General features: G+C 59.0%; 15 protein-coding genes. 3 read left to right on the top strand and 12 right to left on the bottom strand.

The window, feature by feature from the left end; genetic code table 11:
* Positions 1–166: 166 nt before the first annotated feature.
* From hemG to pepQ, 4 genes are read right to left on the bottom strand one after another with little or no spacing between them, the layout of a single operon-like run.
* Positions 167–700: a menaquinone-dependent protoporphyrinogen IX dehydrogenase gene (hemG, locus tag JK232_RS19645; RefSeq protein ID WP_072931443.1), complete on the bottom strand. Its 534-nt coding sequence runs from the start codon at positions 698–700 to the stop codon at positions 167–169.
* Between the two features lie 18 nt (positions 701–718).
* The gene (trkH, locus tag JK232_RS19640; protein WP_101829360.1) at positions 719–2170 is read right to left on the bottom strand and encodes a Trk system potassium transporter TrkH; all 1452 of its coding nucleotides are present in this window, start codon (positions 2168–2170) and stop codon (positions 719–721) included.
* A gap of 19 nt (positions 2171–2189) precedes the next feature.
* Complete coding sequence (locus tag JK232_RS19635) at positions 2190–2813, bottom strand: IMPACT family protein (RefSeq protein ID WP_072931441.1); 624 nt, start codon at positions 2811–2813, stop codon at positions 2190–2192.
* Positions 2813–4144 carry a Xaa-Pro dipeptidase gene (gene pepQ / locus JK232_RS19630; protein WP_212589607.1) on the bottom strand — a complete coding sequence of 444 codons (1332 nt, stop codon included), beginning with the start codon at positions 4142–4144 and terminating at the stop codon, positions 2813–2815. The genes JK232_RS19635 and pepQ overlap by 1 nt, the downstream gene beginning before the upstream one ends.
* A gap of 186 nt (positions 4145–4330) precedes the next feature.
* Here pepQ and fadB point away from each other — a divergent pair, with 186 nt between their 5' ends.
* A complete protein-coding gene (gene fadB, locus JK232_RS19625; RefSeq protein WP_072931439.1) occupies positions 4331–6520 on the top strand; it encodes a fatty acid oxidation complex subunit alpha FadB in 2190 nt (729 codons plus the stop codon).
* Positions 6521–6528: 8 nt separating this feature from the next.
* A complete protein-coding gene (gene fadA / locus JK232_RS19620; RefSeq protein ID WP_212589606.1) occupies positions 6529–7692 on the top strand; it encodes an acetyl-CoA C-acyltransferase FadA in 1164 nt (387 codons plus the stop codon).
* Between the two features lie 122 nt (positions 7693–7814).
* On the opposite strand, the gene fre is transcribed toward fadA, so the two are convergent.
* The 3 genes from fre to pepE all read right to left on the bottom strand — a co-directional run bounded on the left by fre (position 7815) and on the right by pepE (position 10895).
* On the bottom strand, positions 7815–8516 hold the full coding sequence (gene fre / locus JK232_RS19615) for an NAD(P)H-flavin reductase (RefSeq protein ID WP_072931437.1): 702 nt from the start codon (positions 8514–8516) through the stop codon (positions 7815–7817).
* Between the two features lie 51 nt (positions 8517–8567).
* Positions 8568–10055, bottom strand: a complete 1488-nt coding sequence (ubiD, locus tag JK232_RS19610; RefSeq protein WP_072931436.1) for a 4-hydroxy-3-polyprenylbenzoate decarboxylase — start codon at positions 10053–10055, stop codon at positions 8568–8570.
* A 117-nt stretch (positions 10056–10172) separates the two neighbouring features.
* On the bottom strand, positions 10173–10895 hold the full coding sequence (gene pepE / locus JK232_RS19605) for a dipeptidase PepE (protein WP_212589605.1): 723 nt from the start codon (positions 10893–10895) through the stop codon (positions 10173–10175).
* Between the two features lie 259 nt (positions 10896–11154).
* Between pepE and rfaH the strand changes: the two genes are divergently transcribed.
* Positions 11155–11643: a transcription/translation regulatory transformer protein RfaH gene (gene rfaH, locus JK232_RS19600; RefSeq protein WP_072931433.1), complete on the top strand. Its 489-nt coding sequence runs from the start codon at positions 11155–11157 to the stop codon at positions 11641–11643.
* A 57-nt stretch (positions 11644–11700) separates the two neighbouring features.
* Here the strand turns inward: rfaH and hemB are convergent, their stop codons facing one another.
* Genes hemB through tatA form a run of 5 tightly spaced genes read right to left on the bottom strand, consistent with a single transcriptional unit; the run spans position 11701 to position 15248 of the window.
* Positions 11701–12723: a porphobilinogen synthase gene (gene hemB / locus JK232_RS19595; protein ID WP_212589604.1), complete on the bottom strand. Its 1023-nt coding sequence runs from the start codon at positions 12721–12723 to the stop codon at positions 11701–11703.
* A 14-nt stretch (positions 12724–12737) separates the two neighbouring features.
* Positions 12738–13520, bottom strand: a complete 783-nt coding sequence (gene tatD, locus JK232_RS19590; RefSeq protein WP_212589603.1) for a 3'-5' ssDNA/RNA exonuclease TatD — start codon at positions 13518–13520, stop codon at positions 12738–12740.
* A gap of 57 nt (positions 13521–13577) precedes the next feature.
* The gene (gene tatC, locus JK232_RS19585) at positions 13578–14351 is read right to left on the bottom strand and encodes a Sec-independent protein translocase subunit TatC (protein WP_072931429.1); all 774 of its coding nucleotides are present in this window, start codon (positions 14349–14351) and stop codon (positions 13578–13580) included.
* A gap of 3 nt (positions 14352–14354) precedes the next feature.
* Positions 14355–14978, bottom strand: a complete 624-nt coding sequence (gene tatB, locus JK232_RS19580) for a Sec-independent protein translocase protein TatB (RefSeq protein WP_101829363.1) — start codon at positions 14976–14978, stop codon at positions 14355–14357.
* Positions 14979–14981: 3 nt separating this feature from the next.
* Complete coding sequence (gene tatA, locus JK232_RS19575) at positions 14982–15248, bottom strand: twin-arginine translocase TatA/TatE family subunit (protein WP_072931425.1); 267 nt, start codon at positions 15246–15248, stop codon at positions 14982–14984.
* Between the last annotated feature and the right edge of the window lie 31 nt (positions 15249–15279).

Raw genomic sequence — 15279 nt, 5'->3', positions numbered from 1 at the left:
CGTTTCCGCCGGCTTATCTCTTCCTGACCCGGCGACGTGTTGGTCGTTGTTCCCGGTCAGTGGAGGCGCATTATAGGTAGTTCCGCGCAGCCTGCAACCCCTAAATTCAAAAAATTATTCAACCGCAGAATTTTTCACCAGAATGCGATTTTATCGTGCGATTTGCTCACTGTTTGCCCGCAATCCGCGCAATTTCTTGTGCAAATTGGCCGACTTCATTCCAGTCAGTATATTCCACTTCCTTACTGGTATCTGTTTCCCCACCTGTCATACGCATAATGAAGCGGATCATCACCTTATCGAACCAACGATAACGGGGGTAACGCAGTGCCCCGGCAAACACGGCGCTGACGGTGGGCTTCCACGGTGAGGCCAGCAGAAACTTACGGACATACGGGTTTGTCTGGGGTGTCCGCTTCTCAGGCTTACGCGCAGTCAGGTTCACGCCATAGAAGGCCGAGGGCAGGCGGTTGAGTTCATCGGTATGGTGTTTGATAAACTTGTCGACTGCCGGGTTGAAGTGCCCATAACGGATAGACGCTCCGATAGCCACCACCGCATAGTCCGCCAGCGTCACTGCACCGGCGCTTTGAATATCCATCACGTCAGACGCCAGGGTGCCTTGCAGGCTATTCGCAATATAAGAAGCAATCGCCCTGGTTTGGCCATCCGTGGTGGAATAAAGAAGTAATGCTTTCATCTCGTGCTCCTGCTGGGGTTACTCTCGCCAGAATGTCGGCGTAAACAGAACTAAAAGGGTAAAGACTTCAAGCCGGCCAAACAGCATGGTGATAATTAAGATCCATTTTGCCGGGTCATTCATCGCCGTGAAGTTATTCGCGACCATGCCGAGGCCTGGCCCCAGGTTGTTCAGGGTAGCCGTTACGGCAGAAAACGCCGAAAGCTCATCAACACCTGTGGCCGTAATAGCCAGCATACTCACGATAAACACCAGTGCATAGGCGGAGAAGAATCCCCATACCGCCTCAATAATCCGTTCCGGCAGCGCCCGCCTGCCCAGTTTAATGGTATAGACCGCATTAGGGTGCACCAGCCTTTTCAGTTCCCGCATACCTTGTAAATAGAGCAGCAGGATGCGGATCACTTTAAGCCCGCCCCCGGTTGAACCGGCGCAGCCCCCAATAAACGCGGAACACAATAACAGAAGAGGAAGAAACATCGGCCAGGTGGAAATGCTGTCCGTGGTAAAGCCGGCAGTCGTTGCCATAGATACCACCTGAAAGAAAGCCTGGTTCAGTGTGGTCATACCGGAGGCGTAACTTTCATGCCGCCACAATATTGCTGCGCAGAGTGCCGTCAGGATCAGTTGTATTGAGATAAACATCCGGAATTCCGGGTCACGCCAATAGACGCTGAGCCTGCGGCCGCTGAGTAAGGCGAAGTGCAGGCTGAAATTGCAGGCTGAAATCAGCAGGAAACAGGCAATCAGCGTGTTGATCACCGGGCTTTGGAAGTAACCGACGCTGGCATCGTGGGTGGAGAAGCCGCCGATAGCGATAGTGGAAAAACTGTGTGAGAGCGCATCAAAGGCTGACATCCCGGCCAGCCAGAGTGCCAGCGCGCAGGCCAGCGTCAGCGCCATATAGATAAGCCAGAGGGTTTTGGCCGTTTCGGCAATGCGCGGCCGCATCTTATTGTCTTTGAGCGGCCCCGGCATTTCAGCCCGGTAGAGCTGCATCCCCCCTACCCCGAGAATCGGCAGGATAGCGACGGCCAGCACAATGATGCCCATACCGCCCAGCCATTGCAGCATCTGCCGGTAAAAGAGAATCGCTTTCGGCAACGTGTCCAGGCCCACCAGCACCGTTGCGCCGGTGGTGGTCAACCCGGAGAAAGACTCAAAGAAGGCATCGGTAATGGAAAGGTTCGGCTGCTCTGAAAACAGGAAAGGCAATGCCCCGACACTGCCGAGCACCGTCCAGAACAGCACCACAATCAGGAACCCTTCGCGCGCTTTCAGTTCATGCTTCTGCCTGCGGTTTGGCAGCCAGAGCAGAGCGCCAAGCACCAGCGCCACAAAAAAGGTCTGGCTGAAGGCGCGGCCTGCGCCGTCACGGTATATCAAGGCGACCAGACCAGGGATGAACATCGTCCCGGAAAAGAGAATAACCAACAACCCGACGATGCGGGTGATTGCGCGAAAATGCATGCCTGTTCCTCAGCCGGTGTTATAACGGCGGCGAGGATACCGGTTTTAGCTGCAATGCCCCCCGACTCAGATCACGTAAACGTGCTGCAATCACCTCCACCTGGGTCTGCGGCAAAGACAACCGCAGATGCACCCGCGCGCCATACTCGCCCTGCAGAATGACGCCCTCATGCTGGGACACCAGCGCCTCCACGCCCGGCAACTGCGCATAGTCACAGGTCAGGGTATAGTCCGCCTGCGGCACTTTCATCCGCACCGGCAATTGCTTCAGCGCCTGTTGTACCCCGCTGCCGTAAGCCTTGACCAGGCCGCCGGTGCCGAGCTTTACACCGCCGTAATAGCGCACCACCACCGCCACAATCTCCCCGACCCCACTGCCCATCAGCTGGGCCAGCATCGGTTTCCCGGCGGTGCCTGAGGGTTCGCCGTCATCGGAGAAGCCGAGTTGTTGCGAATCGCCCGGTGGCCCGGCGACAAACGCCCAGCAATGGTGGCGGGCATCAGGGTGCTGCTGCCGACATTGCTGCACAAAAGCTTTGGCCGCCTCAGCCCCGCCGGCATGGGCCAGCAGGGTGATAAAACGGCTTTTCTTAATCTCTTCACTGAATTCCAGGGTTTCAGCGGGAATCGGGTAGGGTTCCATCAGGCCAGATGAAGATCACGGGTCATGTTTTCAATACGGTTCGGGTAAATCACCACATTATCCTCAATGCGGATGCCGCCGAACGGCTTCAGGGCCTCAATGCGCGCCCAGTCAAAGTGCTGACTGAACTGCCCTTCGCGCCACGGGGCCAGCAGTGACTCAATAAAGTAGAGACCCGGTTCGATGGTCAATACCATGCCCGGCTCCAGCACACGTGTGCAGCGCAGATACGGGTAGCGGGACGGCGCGGCGAGATGGGTGCCGGTATCATCCTGCATAAACCCGGCGACATCATGCACCTGCAGGCCCAGCGGGTGGCCCAGCCCATGCGGCAGGAACGGCGTGGTCAGCCCCTGCTCCACCATCGCCTCTTCACTGATCTCTTTCACCAGCCCGTGCTTTTTCAGCAAACCGGCAATGCGGTGATGCATCTGCACATGGTAGTCGGTGTAGCGGGTACCGGCCTGCAGGGTGCTGATGACGGCCAGTTCCTGCTCGTTGAGATCCTTGACCAGTGCGGCGAATTCGCTGTCCGGCTGGGCGGCGTAGGTGCGGGTAATATCGGCCGCATAGCCGTTATACTCCGCCCCGGCATCGATCAGGAAACTGCGCACCTCGGCGGGTACCTGGTGTTCAAGCTGGGTATAGTGCAACACCGCGGCATGTTCGTTCAGCGCCACGATATTGCCGTAAGGCACATCGGTATCACGGTGGCCGGTGGCGGTGAGATACGCCATGTTGATGTCGAACTCGCTCATGCCGGAGAGGAACGCCTCATGCGCGGCGCGGTGCCCCGCCACAGCCAGTTTCTGCGCCTCACGCAGGCAGGCCAGCTCATACCCGGTTTTATAAGCGCGGTGGTAATGCAGGTAATCGATCACGCCCTGCGGGTTGATCTGTTCGGCTTTGATGCCCAGCCTGGCCGCGCGGTCCTGCGCATAACCGAGATACGCGACCCGGTCGCGGGCAGCGGGCAGTAACCCGGCAATCTCTTCGGCGTTTTTCAGCCCGACGATTTCAACCTCTGAGGTCCAGAAGCTTTCCGGCAGCGGCTCAACGTTATGCCAGTAATCCACCGGGGAGTAGAACCAGAGTTTCGGCTTATTGACGCCATCCACCCACAGCCAGCAGTTTGGCACCTGCGTCACCGGTACCCAGGCCTTGAACTGCGGGTTGACCTTGAAGGGGTACGCGTGGTCATCCAGGAACACGGTAAGTAATTCCCCGGAGTGAATCAGCAACCCGTCCAGCTGGTGGCGGGTAAGCACCTCGCGCGTGCGCTGCTGGAGGGTGGCGATATGATCTTTATAAAGCGCAGACAGCGTTTCCATCACAATATCCTTTTAGCTTCACATGATCCCCGCATCTTATCACAGCGGCCGCTGCCCCGTAGTGCCGGTCGGTTTGTGATCACTTCAGCAAATACGCAACTTCTCATTTGCAAATAGTTAACACAAAAACCACACTGCCAGCTATCTGGTCATACCAGATCCCATGCGCTGATTCAGGAGAGAGAGATGCTCTATCAAGGCGACACCCTGCACCTTCACTGGCTGGAAAACGGCATTGCCGAGCTGGTGTTTGATGCCCCAGGCTCGGTCAATAAACTCGATACACAGACGGTCGCCAGCCTGGGCGAAGCCGTCACAGCACTGGAAAACCAGCCCGATCTGAAAGGCGTTTTGCTGCGTTCCAACAAAGCGGCCTTTATTGTCGGCGCGGATATCACTGAATTCCTTTCATTATTTGATGCCCCACCGGAGAAACTGACGCAATGGCTGGGGTTCGCCAACCAGATATTTAACCGGCTGGAAGATCTGCCGGTACCGACGATCTCGGCCATCACCGGGTATGCGCTGGGCGGCGGTTGTGAATGCGTGCTGGCGACCGACTTCCGCATCGCCTCCCCGGAGACGCGCATCGGCCTGCCGGAAACCAAACTCGGCATCATGCCGGGGTTTGGCGGCTCGGTACGCCTGCCGCGGCTGTTGGGGGCCGACAGCGCGATGGAAATCATCACGGCCGGGAAAGATGTCTCAGCCGCCGAGGCGCTGAAACTAGGGCTGGTGGATGCCGTAGTCGCGCAGGAAAAACTGGTGGCTGCGGCGTTACAGATGCTGAACGCCGCGATTGACGGCCGGCTTGACTGGCGGGCTGCCCGTCAGCCGAAGCTGCTGCCGTTGAAACTCTCCGCGCTTGAGGCGGCCATGAGTTTTAACGTCGCCAAAGGCCTGGTGCTGCAACAGGCCGGCAAACACTACCCGGCGCCGATGGCCGCAGTCACCACCATTGAAGCCGCCGCCGGTATGGGGCGGGACGAGGCGCTGAAACGCGAAACCGCCAGCTTTGTGCCGCTTGCCGGTTCAGATCAGGCGCGGGCGCTGGTGGGGATCTTCCTGAATGACCAATTCGTCAAAGGACAGGCCAAAAAGTTTGCGGCGCAGGCAACATCCCCTGCGCAGGCGGCAGTGCTGGGTGCCGGGATCATGGGCGGCGGCATCGCCTACCAGTCAGCGCTGAAAGGCGTGCCGGTTCTGATGAAAGACATCAGCGAGAAGTCCCTGACGCTCGGCATGAATGAAGCCGGGAAGCTGCTCGATAAACAGCGCGAACGCGGCAAAATTGACGGCCTGAAGATGGCGCAGACCCTGGCGACCATCCAGCCCACGCTGGACTACGCCGGGATTGGCCGGGCGCAGGTGGTGGTCGAAGCCGTTGTTGAGAATCCGAAAGTCAAAGCCGCGGTGCTGGCGGAAGCAGAAGCGCTGCTCGATGAACAGGCGGTGCTGGCCTCCAACACCTCGACGATCCCCATCAGCACGCTGGCCCGTTCCCTGAAGCGGCCGGAGAATTTCTGTGGTATGCACTTCTTCAACCCGGTGCACCGTATGCCGCTGGTGGAAGTTGTCCGCGGCGAGAAAACCTCAGACCGCACCCTCGCCACGGTGGTGGCTTACGCCCTGCGGATGGGCAAAACGCCGATCGTGGTCAATGACTGCCCCGGCTTCTTTATTAACCGTGTGCTGTTCCCCTACTTCTCCGGCTTCAGCCTGCTGATGCGCGACGGCGCGGACTTCCGGCAGATTGATAAGGTGATGGAGAAACAGTTCGGCTGGCCGATGGGCCCGGCCTACCTGCTGGATGTGGTCGGCATTGATACCGCGCACCATGCGCAGGCAGTGATGGCGCAAGGCTTCCCGGACCGGATGGCGAAATCCTACCGCGATGCGGTGGATGTGATGTTTGACCAGCAGCGCTTCGGCCAGAAAAACGGCACCGGTTTCTACCGCTACAGTGAAGACAGCAAAGGCAAACCGCGCAAACAGCCGGATGAGGCCGTGGATCGGCTGCTGGCCGAAATCCGCCCGCAGGCGCATGAATTCAGTGCCGACGAGATCATCGCCCGCATGATGGTGCCGATGATTAACGAAGTGGTGCGCTGCCTTGAAGAGAACATCGTGGCAAGCCCGGCAGAAGCGGATCTGGCGCTGGTCTACGGCATCGGTTTCCCGCCGTTCCACGGCGGTGCGTTGCGCTACCTCGATACCCTGGGCAGCCGCCGCTACGTCGAACTGGCAGACCGTTATGCCCATCTCGGCGCACTGTATCAGGTGCCGGACGGCCTGCGCGCCAAAGCAGAAAGTAACGCGCGCTATTACCCTGACGCCACACCGCTGGCAGAGATCAATACCGGCACGCCGGCATGAGGTGAAAGATGGAAAATGTCGTTATTGTTGATGCAATCCGTACCCCGATGGGGCGCTCGAAAGGGGGCGCATTCCGGCAGGTGCGGGCAGAAGATCTCTCCGCGCACCTGATGCGCACGCTGCTCAGCCGCAATGCCGCGCTGGACGCGGCCGAAATCGACGATATTTACTGGGGCTGTGTGCAACAGACGCTGGAGCAGGGGTTTAATATTGCCCGTAACGCCGCGCTGCTGGCAGAGATCCCGCACCGCGTTCCGGCCGTCACGGTTAACCGGCTTTGCGGATCGTCAATGCAGGCGCTGCATGATGCCGCCCGCGCGATCATGGTGGGCGATGCGCAGGTGAGCCTGATTGGCGGTGTGGAACATATGGGCCATGTACCGATGCATCACGGGGTCGACTTCCACCCCGGCCTGAGCCGCACGGTGGCGAAAGCCGCCGGTATGATGGGCCTGACGGCGGAGATGCTGGCGAAAATGCATCAGATCAGCCGTGAAATGCAGGATGAATTTGCTGCCCGTTCCCACCAGCGCGCCCACGCGGCGACGCTCGCCGGGCGCTTTGCCAGGGAAATCGTGCCGACCAGCGGCCACGATGCTGACGGCGTGCTGATCCGGCTCGATTATGATGAAGTGATCCGCCCGGAAACCAATGTGGCGGCGCTGGCGGCGCTGAAACCGGCGTTTGACCCGGCCAACGGCACCGTCACCGCCGGCAGCTCCTCTGCCCTCTCTGACGGCGCGGCCGCGATGCTTATCATGAGCGAATCGCGTGCGCGTTCGCTGGGCCTGACGCCGCGCGCCCGCATCCGCGCGATGGCGGTAGTCGGCTGTGACCCGTCCATCATGGGGTATGGGCCGGTACCGGCCACCAAACTGGCACTGAAACGCGCCGGGCTGACGACGCAGGATATCGGGCTGTTTGAGCTGAATGAGGCGTTCGCGGCGCAAACCCTGCCCTGCATCAAAGATCTGGGGCTGATGGAGCAGCGCGACGAGAAGGTCAACCTGAACGGCGGTGCCATTGCGCTCGGCCACCCGCTGGGTTGCTCCGGGGCACGTATCTCCACCACGTTACTGAACCTGATGGAAACCAGGGATGTACAGTTCGGCGTTGCCAGCATGTGCATCGGGCTCGGCCAGGGTATCGCCACCGTCTTTGAACGAATTTAAGGTTAGACAGCCAGGGGTTTGAAAAGAGGTACGTTTAAAAGGAAATAAAGAAACAAGAAAAGAAAAGGATATCAGGAGGACACCGGCCCGCCGCAGTCTGATGCGGCGGGCCGGATAACCGGTCAGATAAAGGAGAACGCATCCCCGAAGATCTGGCTGGTCTGCGCGCCGCGCTCGCCGCAGAAGCGTTCGCGGGCAATTTTTGCCATTTCAAACCGCCCGGCGATGTAGATGTCATGCTCCGCCAGCGAATCATGGTCCTGCAACACGGCGCTCAGCACCGTGCCGGTACGCCCCTGCCAGCCTTCCGCCGGTTGCTCCACCACCGGAATCACCTTCAGGTTCGGGTACTGCACGCTCAGTGCTTCCAGTTCGCCCAGATCGTACAGGTGGAAAAGCTCACGGCCGCCCCAATAAATGGAGATATCACGCCCCGGTTGCTGCTCCAGTGCGGTGATCAGAATCGAACGCGCGTAGGAGAAACCGGTGCCCCCGGCAATCAGAATCAGCGGGCGAGCCGAATCTTCCCGCAGCCAGGCATCGCCATGCGGGAGATCCACGGTAATGGCCTGCTCCTGCAGGATGCGGTCCATCACGGCCATCGCATACAGGTTCAGTTCAGACGCCCCGATGTGCAGCTCAATAAAATCCTGTTGAGCTGGCGTCGACGCGATAGAGAACGGGCGCTTGTCACGCTCATCCATCACCACCATCAAATATTGCCCGGCGCGGAAACTGACCGGTGTTTCAGGCACCAGTCTTACCCGGTATACGGTATCCGTAATGGCCTCTACCGAGGACACTTTACAGCTCAATGTCGTCATGCGTTCCCTCTGTCGGGTCATTAAAGCAAAACTGTCGCGAGGCGGCCCGGCTCAGCGGCCCGGCGCCTTATCAGTGAATATCGCCAGCTCATCCCAGATGGCATCAACACGGGCGGTGACCGCCGGATCTTTGGCAATCGGGCGGCCCCATTCGCGCTGGGTTTCCCCAGGCCACTTGTTGGTGGCGTCCATCCCCATTTTGGAACCCAGCCCGGACACCGGAGAGGCGAAATCGAGGTAGTCGATCGGCGTGTTCTCCACCAGTACCGTATCGCGTGCCGGGTCCATGCGGGTGGTGATGGCCCAGATGACATCATTCCAGTCACGGGCATTAACATCATCGTCACATACGATAACAAACTTAGTGTACATAAACTGCCGTAAAAATGACCATACGCCCATCATCACGCGCTTGGCATGTCCGGCGTACTGTTTCTTGATGGTCACCACCGCCAGGCGGTAGGAACATCCTTCCGGCGGCAGATAGAAATCCACAATCTCCGGGAACTGTTTTTGCAGGATCGGCACGAACACTTCGTTCAGCGCCACGCCCAACACCGCCGGTTCATCCGGTGGGCGGCCGGTATAGGTGGAATGGTAAATCGCATTCCGGCGCTGGGTGATGTGCGTCACGGTAAAGACCGGGAAATGGTCGATCTCATTATAATAGCCGGTGTGGTCACCGTACGGGCCTTCCGGCGCCATTTCGGCCGGGTCGATATACCCTTCCAGCACGATTTCCGCACTGGCGGGCACCTCAAGATCGTTCGAGAGGCATTTCACCACCTCGGTTTTATTGCCGCGCAACAGCCCGGCAAACGCATATTCAGAGAGCGTATCCGGCACCGGCGTCACCGCGCCCAGCACCGTCGCCGGGTCTGCGCCCAATGCCACCGACACCGGGAAACGCTCGCCGGGGTGCGCCTGGCACCACTCCTGGAAATCGAGCGCACCGCCGCGGTGGGAGAGCCAGCGCATAATCAGCTTATTGCGGCCCAGCACCTGCTGGCGATAAATCCCGAGGTTCTGGCGCTCCTTATGCGGGCCGCGTGTTACGGTCAGCCCCCAGGTCACCAGCGGCGCGGCGTCTTCCGGCCAGCAGTGCATCACCGGGATGCGGCCGAGATCCACATCGTCACCCTGCCATACCTGCTCCTGGCACGGCGCATTGCTGAGCCGTTTGGTCGGCATGTTCAGCACCTGCTTAAACTTCGGCACTTTGTCGAACAGGTCGCGGAAGCCTTTCGGCGGCTCCGGCTCTTTCAGGAAAGCCAGTAACTTACCGACCTCACGCAGCGCGCTGATATCCTCCTGGCCCATGCCCATCGCCACCCGTTTCGGGGTGCCGAACAGGTTGCACAGTACCGGCATCTGATAGCCTTTCGGATTTTCAAACAGCAACGCCGGGCCACCGGCGCGCAGGGTGCGGTCGGCAATTTCCGTCATTTCCAGATAAGGGTCGATGGGCTGGCTGATGCGTTTGAGTTCGCCCTGCTTTTCCAGCAAGGCGATGAAGTCACGTAAGTCCCGGTATTTCATGCTGATCCGCAGTGTTTGATACTGATAATTATTGTCGTCAGTGAACGGGCATTATAGGCGCTATCGGCAGGTGATGCTGCACTTTTGTTGCGTGCAGCACCCCGTTGCTACCCGCCGTTAACAGTTGAACGGCACCAGGGAAGCCAGCGCCTGCGCATCGTGGAACTCCTGCGCCGGGCGGCCGTGGCGGAAGACCTTAAACCCTTCGCCCCTGGCGCTGTAGTAGCTGAGCTGGTTATCGCTGACCTGCAACAGGCTGCCCTCGCGCAGGGCGATCACGCTTTCCGATGGGTTAACGGCGCAGAACTCCGCCAGCCGGTCATCACGGCTTTCGCCGCCGTGGCCGTCCAGCACCGCATCAGTGTAGTGCGGGTTGATCTGCACCGGGAACAGCCCGAGTGACGGCAACACCGCAGAGGCCCGGACCGGCATATCATTGGTGGTGCGAATGGTAGGCGTCGCGACATTACACCCGGCGCTCCAGCCGATATAAGGCACGCCGCGTTCACGCACCGCCCGCTGGATCGGCACAATCAGATTATGTTCATGCAACATCTGGTTCAGCATCCAGGTATTGCCGCCGCTGACCAGAATGCACTGGGCATGGGTGAGCGCCTCTGCCGGGTTACCGGCATGGTGGATGCTGCTGACGCGGATGCCGAGCGACGCCGCCAGATCGGCAGCGCGCGCATCGTAATCACCACGGATAATCGCATAGGGAATTAAAATCGCAGAATCGATACCGCGCCGGGCAATCATCGCCTTGATTCGCTCATGCGCGAACCCCAGCAGCCGGGGGTCTTCGGACAACTTTCCATTGCTCAGTAAAAACAGCTCCATTCACATACCCTCACTCGACAGGTGAAACCAGAAAGAGACGCGTTGCGGCGGGTTTTTTCCCAAGATAATCGATTGGAAAGAAAAGATAACCCGGCCGATTCCGCTCTACGTTAATCCAATTTCGCCACCGCCGCACGGCCCTAAGATAAATTCCCGGCGCAATGCCACATATCCGTCCCAGCGGGGGAAAACAGCACGGCTATTTATCCGTAATGGCTTTTGCTATGCTTGCCTGCACAGCAGAAGGGCATGTGAATCTATGGAATCCTGGTATTTATTATATTGCAAACGCGGACAACTCCTGCGCGCGAAAGCGCACCTGGAACGTCAGGCGGTAAATTGCCTGAGTCCGATGATCACGCTGGAAAAAATAGTCAGGGGTCGCCGGACCGCTGTCAGTGAGCCCCTGTTTCCCAATTATATGTTTGTGGAGTTTGACCCGCACCGTATCCATACCACCACGATCAGTGCCACGCGGGGCGTCAGCCATTTTATCCGTTTCGGCAACCAGCCGGTGGTGGTCAGCCCGACGGTTATCCACGAACTGATCCATAACCCGGTGCAGGACGTCAAAGACCCGGAAACCCCGCAGCCCGGCGACACGGTGCTCATCACCGACGGTGTGTTTGAGGGGTTGCAGGCGATCTACACCGAGCCGGATGGCGAGGCGCGATCCATGCTGCTGCTTAACCTGCTGAACAAACAGGTTTGCCAGAGCGTCGATAACCGCCTGTTCCACAAAATGTAACGCTGCCCCATGAAAAAAGGCACGCCTGGGCGTGCCTTTTTTGTTTTGCTCTGCCGCTTAACGCTGCATTTCCGCATCGTGCAGCCATTGGGCCACACGTTTGGCGAAATAGGTCAGCACCCCGTCAGCCCCGGCGCGCTTAAAGCACATCAGGGATTCCAGCACCGCCGGTTTCTCCTGCAGCCAGCCGTTCTGGAACGCCGCCATGTGCATCGCATATTCGCCGGACACCTGATAGGCAAACGTCGGCACGCCAAAGGTGTGTTTCACGCGGTGGATGATGTCCAGATACGGCATCCCCGGTTTCACCATCACCATGTCCGCCCCTTCCTGCAGATCCTGCGCGATTTCCTGCAATGCTTCATCGCTGTTGGCCGGGTCCATCTGGTAGGTTTTTTTGTCGCCGCCTTTCAGGTTGCTGCTGGAGCCGACTGCGTCACGGAACGGGCCGTAGTAGCAGGAGGCATATTTTGCGGAGTACGCCATGATCTGGGTGTTAATCAGGTTCTGGGCTTCCAGCTGATCGCGGATGGCACCGATACGGCCGTCCATCATGTCGCTCGGGGCGATGATTTCCGCGCCCGCTTCCGCGTGGGAGAGCGCCTGACGCACCAGAATCTCTTTGGTCACGTCGTTGATGACGTAGCCGTCCGCATCGATGATGCCGTCCTGGCCGTGGGTAGTGTACGGGTCGAGCGCAATATCCGTCAGCAGCCCCAGTTGCGGCACGGCGTCTTTCAGCGCGCGGACCGCGCGCTGCACCAGCCCGTCCGGGTTATAGGCTTCTTCCGCGTGCAGGCTTTTCAGGTCACCCTCAATCACCGGGAACAGCGAGAGCACCGGCACGCCCAGTTTGGCAATGGCTTCGGCCTCTTTGATCAGCAGGTCGATACTCATCCGCTCTACGCCCGGCATGGACGGGACAGCCTGGCGGCGGTTGGTGCCTTCCATTACGAACACCGGGTAGATCAGGTCATTTACCGTGAGCTGATTCTCAGCCACTAAGCGGCGGCTGAAATCATGGCGGCGCACACGGCGCATACGGCGACCTGGAAAGGTGCCCGGAAATGCATAGCTCATCCTATTTCTCCTACTTAAGCCAGTCGGAACAGCCGACGGGCGTTGTCATCAGTTTTCTTACCCAGCCATTCAGGATCGTCCCCGCGCCGGGCGGCAACCTGTTGAACAATGTGGGGCAGAAAACAGGGTTCATTGCGGCGGGATGCAGGTTTTTCAGGTAAATCCCGGGGCAACAAATAAGGGGCGTCGGTTTCCAGCAACAGGCGATCGGCCGGGATCAGCGGCAACAGATCGCGCAGTGCCAGCCCGCGCCGTTCATCACAGACCCAGCCGGTAATGCCGATCGACGCGCCAAGCGCCAGGCACGCCTCCAGCTCAGGCTGCGTGCCGGTAAAACAGTGCACCACCACGCCCGGCAACTGCGGCATCCACGGGGCCAGCAGCGCGATAAAGCGTGCATGGGCGTCACGGCAATGCAGGAAAACCGGCCGCTGCAACTCTGCAGCCAACGCCAGCTGGGCACTGAAGGTGCGCTCCTGGCTGGCCGGGTCAGAAAAGTTACGGTTGAAATCCAGCCCACACTCACCTATGGCGGCCACGCCGGGTTGTGCCGCCAGCTGGCGGATCTGCTGCTCCACCTGCGCATTCCAGCCGGAGGCCTCATGCGGGTGGACCCCGGCGGTGGACCAGCAAAAACCGGGGTGTTCCGCCGCCAGCCGCGCGGCTTCTGCGCTCTCTGCGGCATTGGTGCCGGTCAGCAGTATCCCGGTCAGCCCGGCGGCACGGGCGCGCCGGATAACCTCCGGGCGATCTTTCGCAAACTGCGGGCTGGTCAGGTTAACGCCAATATCAAACATGCGGATGTCCAAAACAGAAGCCGCCCTCGGGGGGCGGCTGGAATCATTCTGAGGCGCTTACGGCGCGCTGGATGAGGAACCATCCTCTGTGTCGTCGTCAATATCCTGACGGCGTTTACCCACATAGAAGCGGCCAAAGAACACGCCAATTTCAAACAGCAGATACATCGGGATCGCCAGCAGCGTCTGTGAGAACACATCCGGCGGGGTCAGTAACATCCCCACCACGAACGCCCCCACCAGCACGTAAGGGCGCTTGGTTTTCAGCTCTTCCGGTGTGGTGATACCGCTCCAGCACAGGAGCACAATCGCAATCGGCACCTCAAACGACACCCCGAACGCCATAAACAGCGCCATCACAAAGTCGAGGTAATTATTGATGTCAGTCGCAATCAGCACGCCCGCCGGGGCTGTTTTCGCGAAAAAGCCGAACGCCAGCGGGAAGACGATAAAGTACGCAAACGCCATCCCGATGTAGAACAGCATAGAACTGGAAAACAGCAACGGCATCATCAGCCGGCGTTCATGCTTATACAGCGCCGGGGCGATGAAAGCCCATACCTGATACAGAATGATAGGGGCGGAAACAAATACCGACACGATCATCGTCAGTTTGATCGGGGTAAAGAACGGCGAGGCCACATCGGTTGCGATCATACTGGCCCCAAGCGGCATCTGTTTAATCAATGGTGCGGAAACCAATTGGTAGATGTCATTGGAGAAATAGGCCAATGCCAGGAAAACCGCCAGCACCGCAATAATGCAATTCAGCAACCGCTTACGCAGCTCAATTAAATGGCTGATAAGCGGTTGGGTATCTTCAACAGCCATGTTTTAACGATCGCCCGTGGGTTGATGAGAAGACGACGCAGGCTGCGGTGCCGCCACCGCTTTTTCCGCCTGCGGCACACTGTGTGTCGCCGGGATTACCGTGCCGGCAGCCTGCGGCGACATCGTATCCGCCGGAAGGTGACCCGCCGTTGCCGGTGTCACGTCCGCCTTTTTCAGCGACGGCGCAGTCGTTGCCTTTTCCGGTGCCGGCACGTCCGGTACCGAGGCGGGCGCGCTGGCGACCGTGGCAGCGTCGCCCGGCGTCACGCCGTCATGCAGCGCTTCAGGGTCGGTGACGGCCGGGTGATGAATGGTACGCGCGGCCTCATCGGCTTCACTGTAAGAGCGCTTCATCGATTCCGCCGCCTCTTTCAGTTCATCCATGGATGCCTTCAGCTCCGGCGTCAGGTTTTTCAGCCCAGCCTCTTCCGCTTTTTTCAGGCTGTCCTGCAACTCCTGCAGTTTCAGCTCCTGAGACAGCTCATTCTGCACCGAGGCAGCCAGCGAACGTAATGCGCGGATCCACCCCGCTACTGTTCTGACTGCGACAGGCAACCGCTCCGGCCCAAGCACCACCAGACCAATCACCATGACCAGCAACAGTTCACTAAACCCGATATCGAACACGGCTTACACCTGCTCTTTGTCTTTGCTCTTGGCATCATCCGGCTTCACCACGATAACCGGCTTTTCAGACAGGTTTTTGGTGGTGAAATCTGCGTCGTCAGACGGTTTCTCTGATTTGGCGGCCGGTGTTGAGTCATCATTCATCGCTTTTTTAAAGCCTTTGATCGAGGCGCCCAAATCGGAACCCAGACCGCGCAGCTTGTTGGTACCAAACAGCAGAACCACGATCACTGCGATAATCAGTAATTGCCAAATGCTAATGCCACCCATTTTATTTACCTCTCAAAGCCGGAATGTAGAA

Origin of the sequence: Nissabacter archeti (genome assembly GCF_018257325.1) — a bacterium.
Taxonomy (GTDB): domain Bacteria; phylum Pseudomonadota; class Gammaproteobacteria; order Enterobacterales; family Enterobacteriaceae; genus Chimaeribacter; species Chimaeribacter arupi.
Note: the sequence above shows the minus strand (reverse complement) of the source record. Positions and strands in the feature narration are given on the sequence as shown.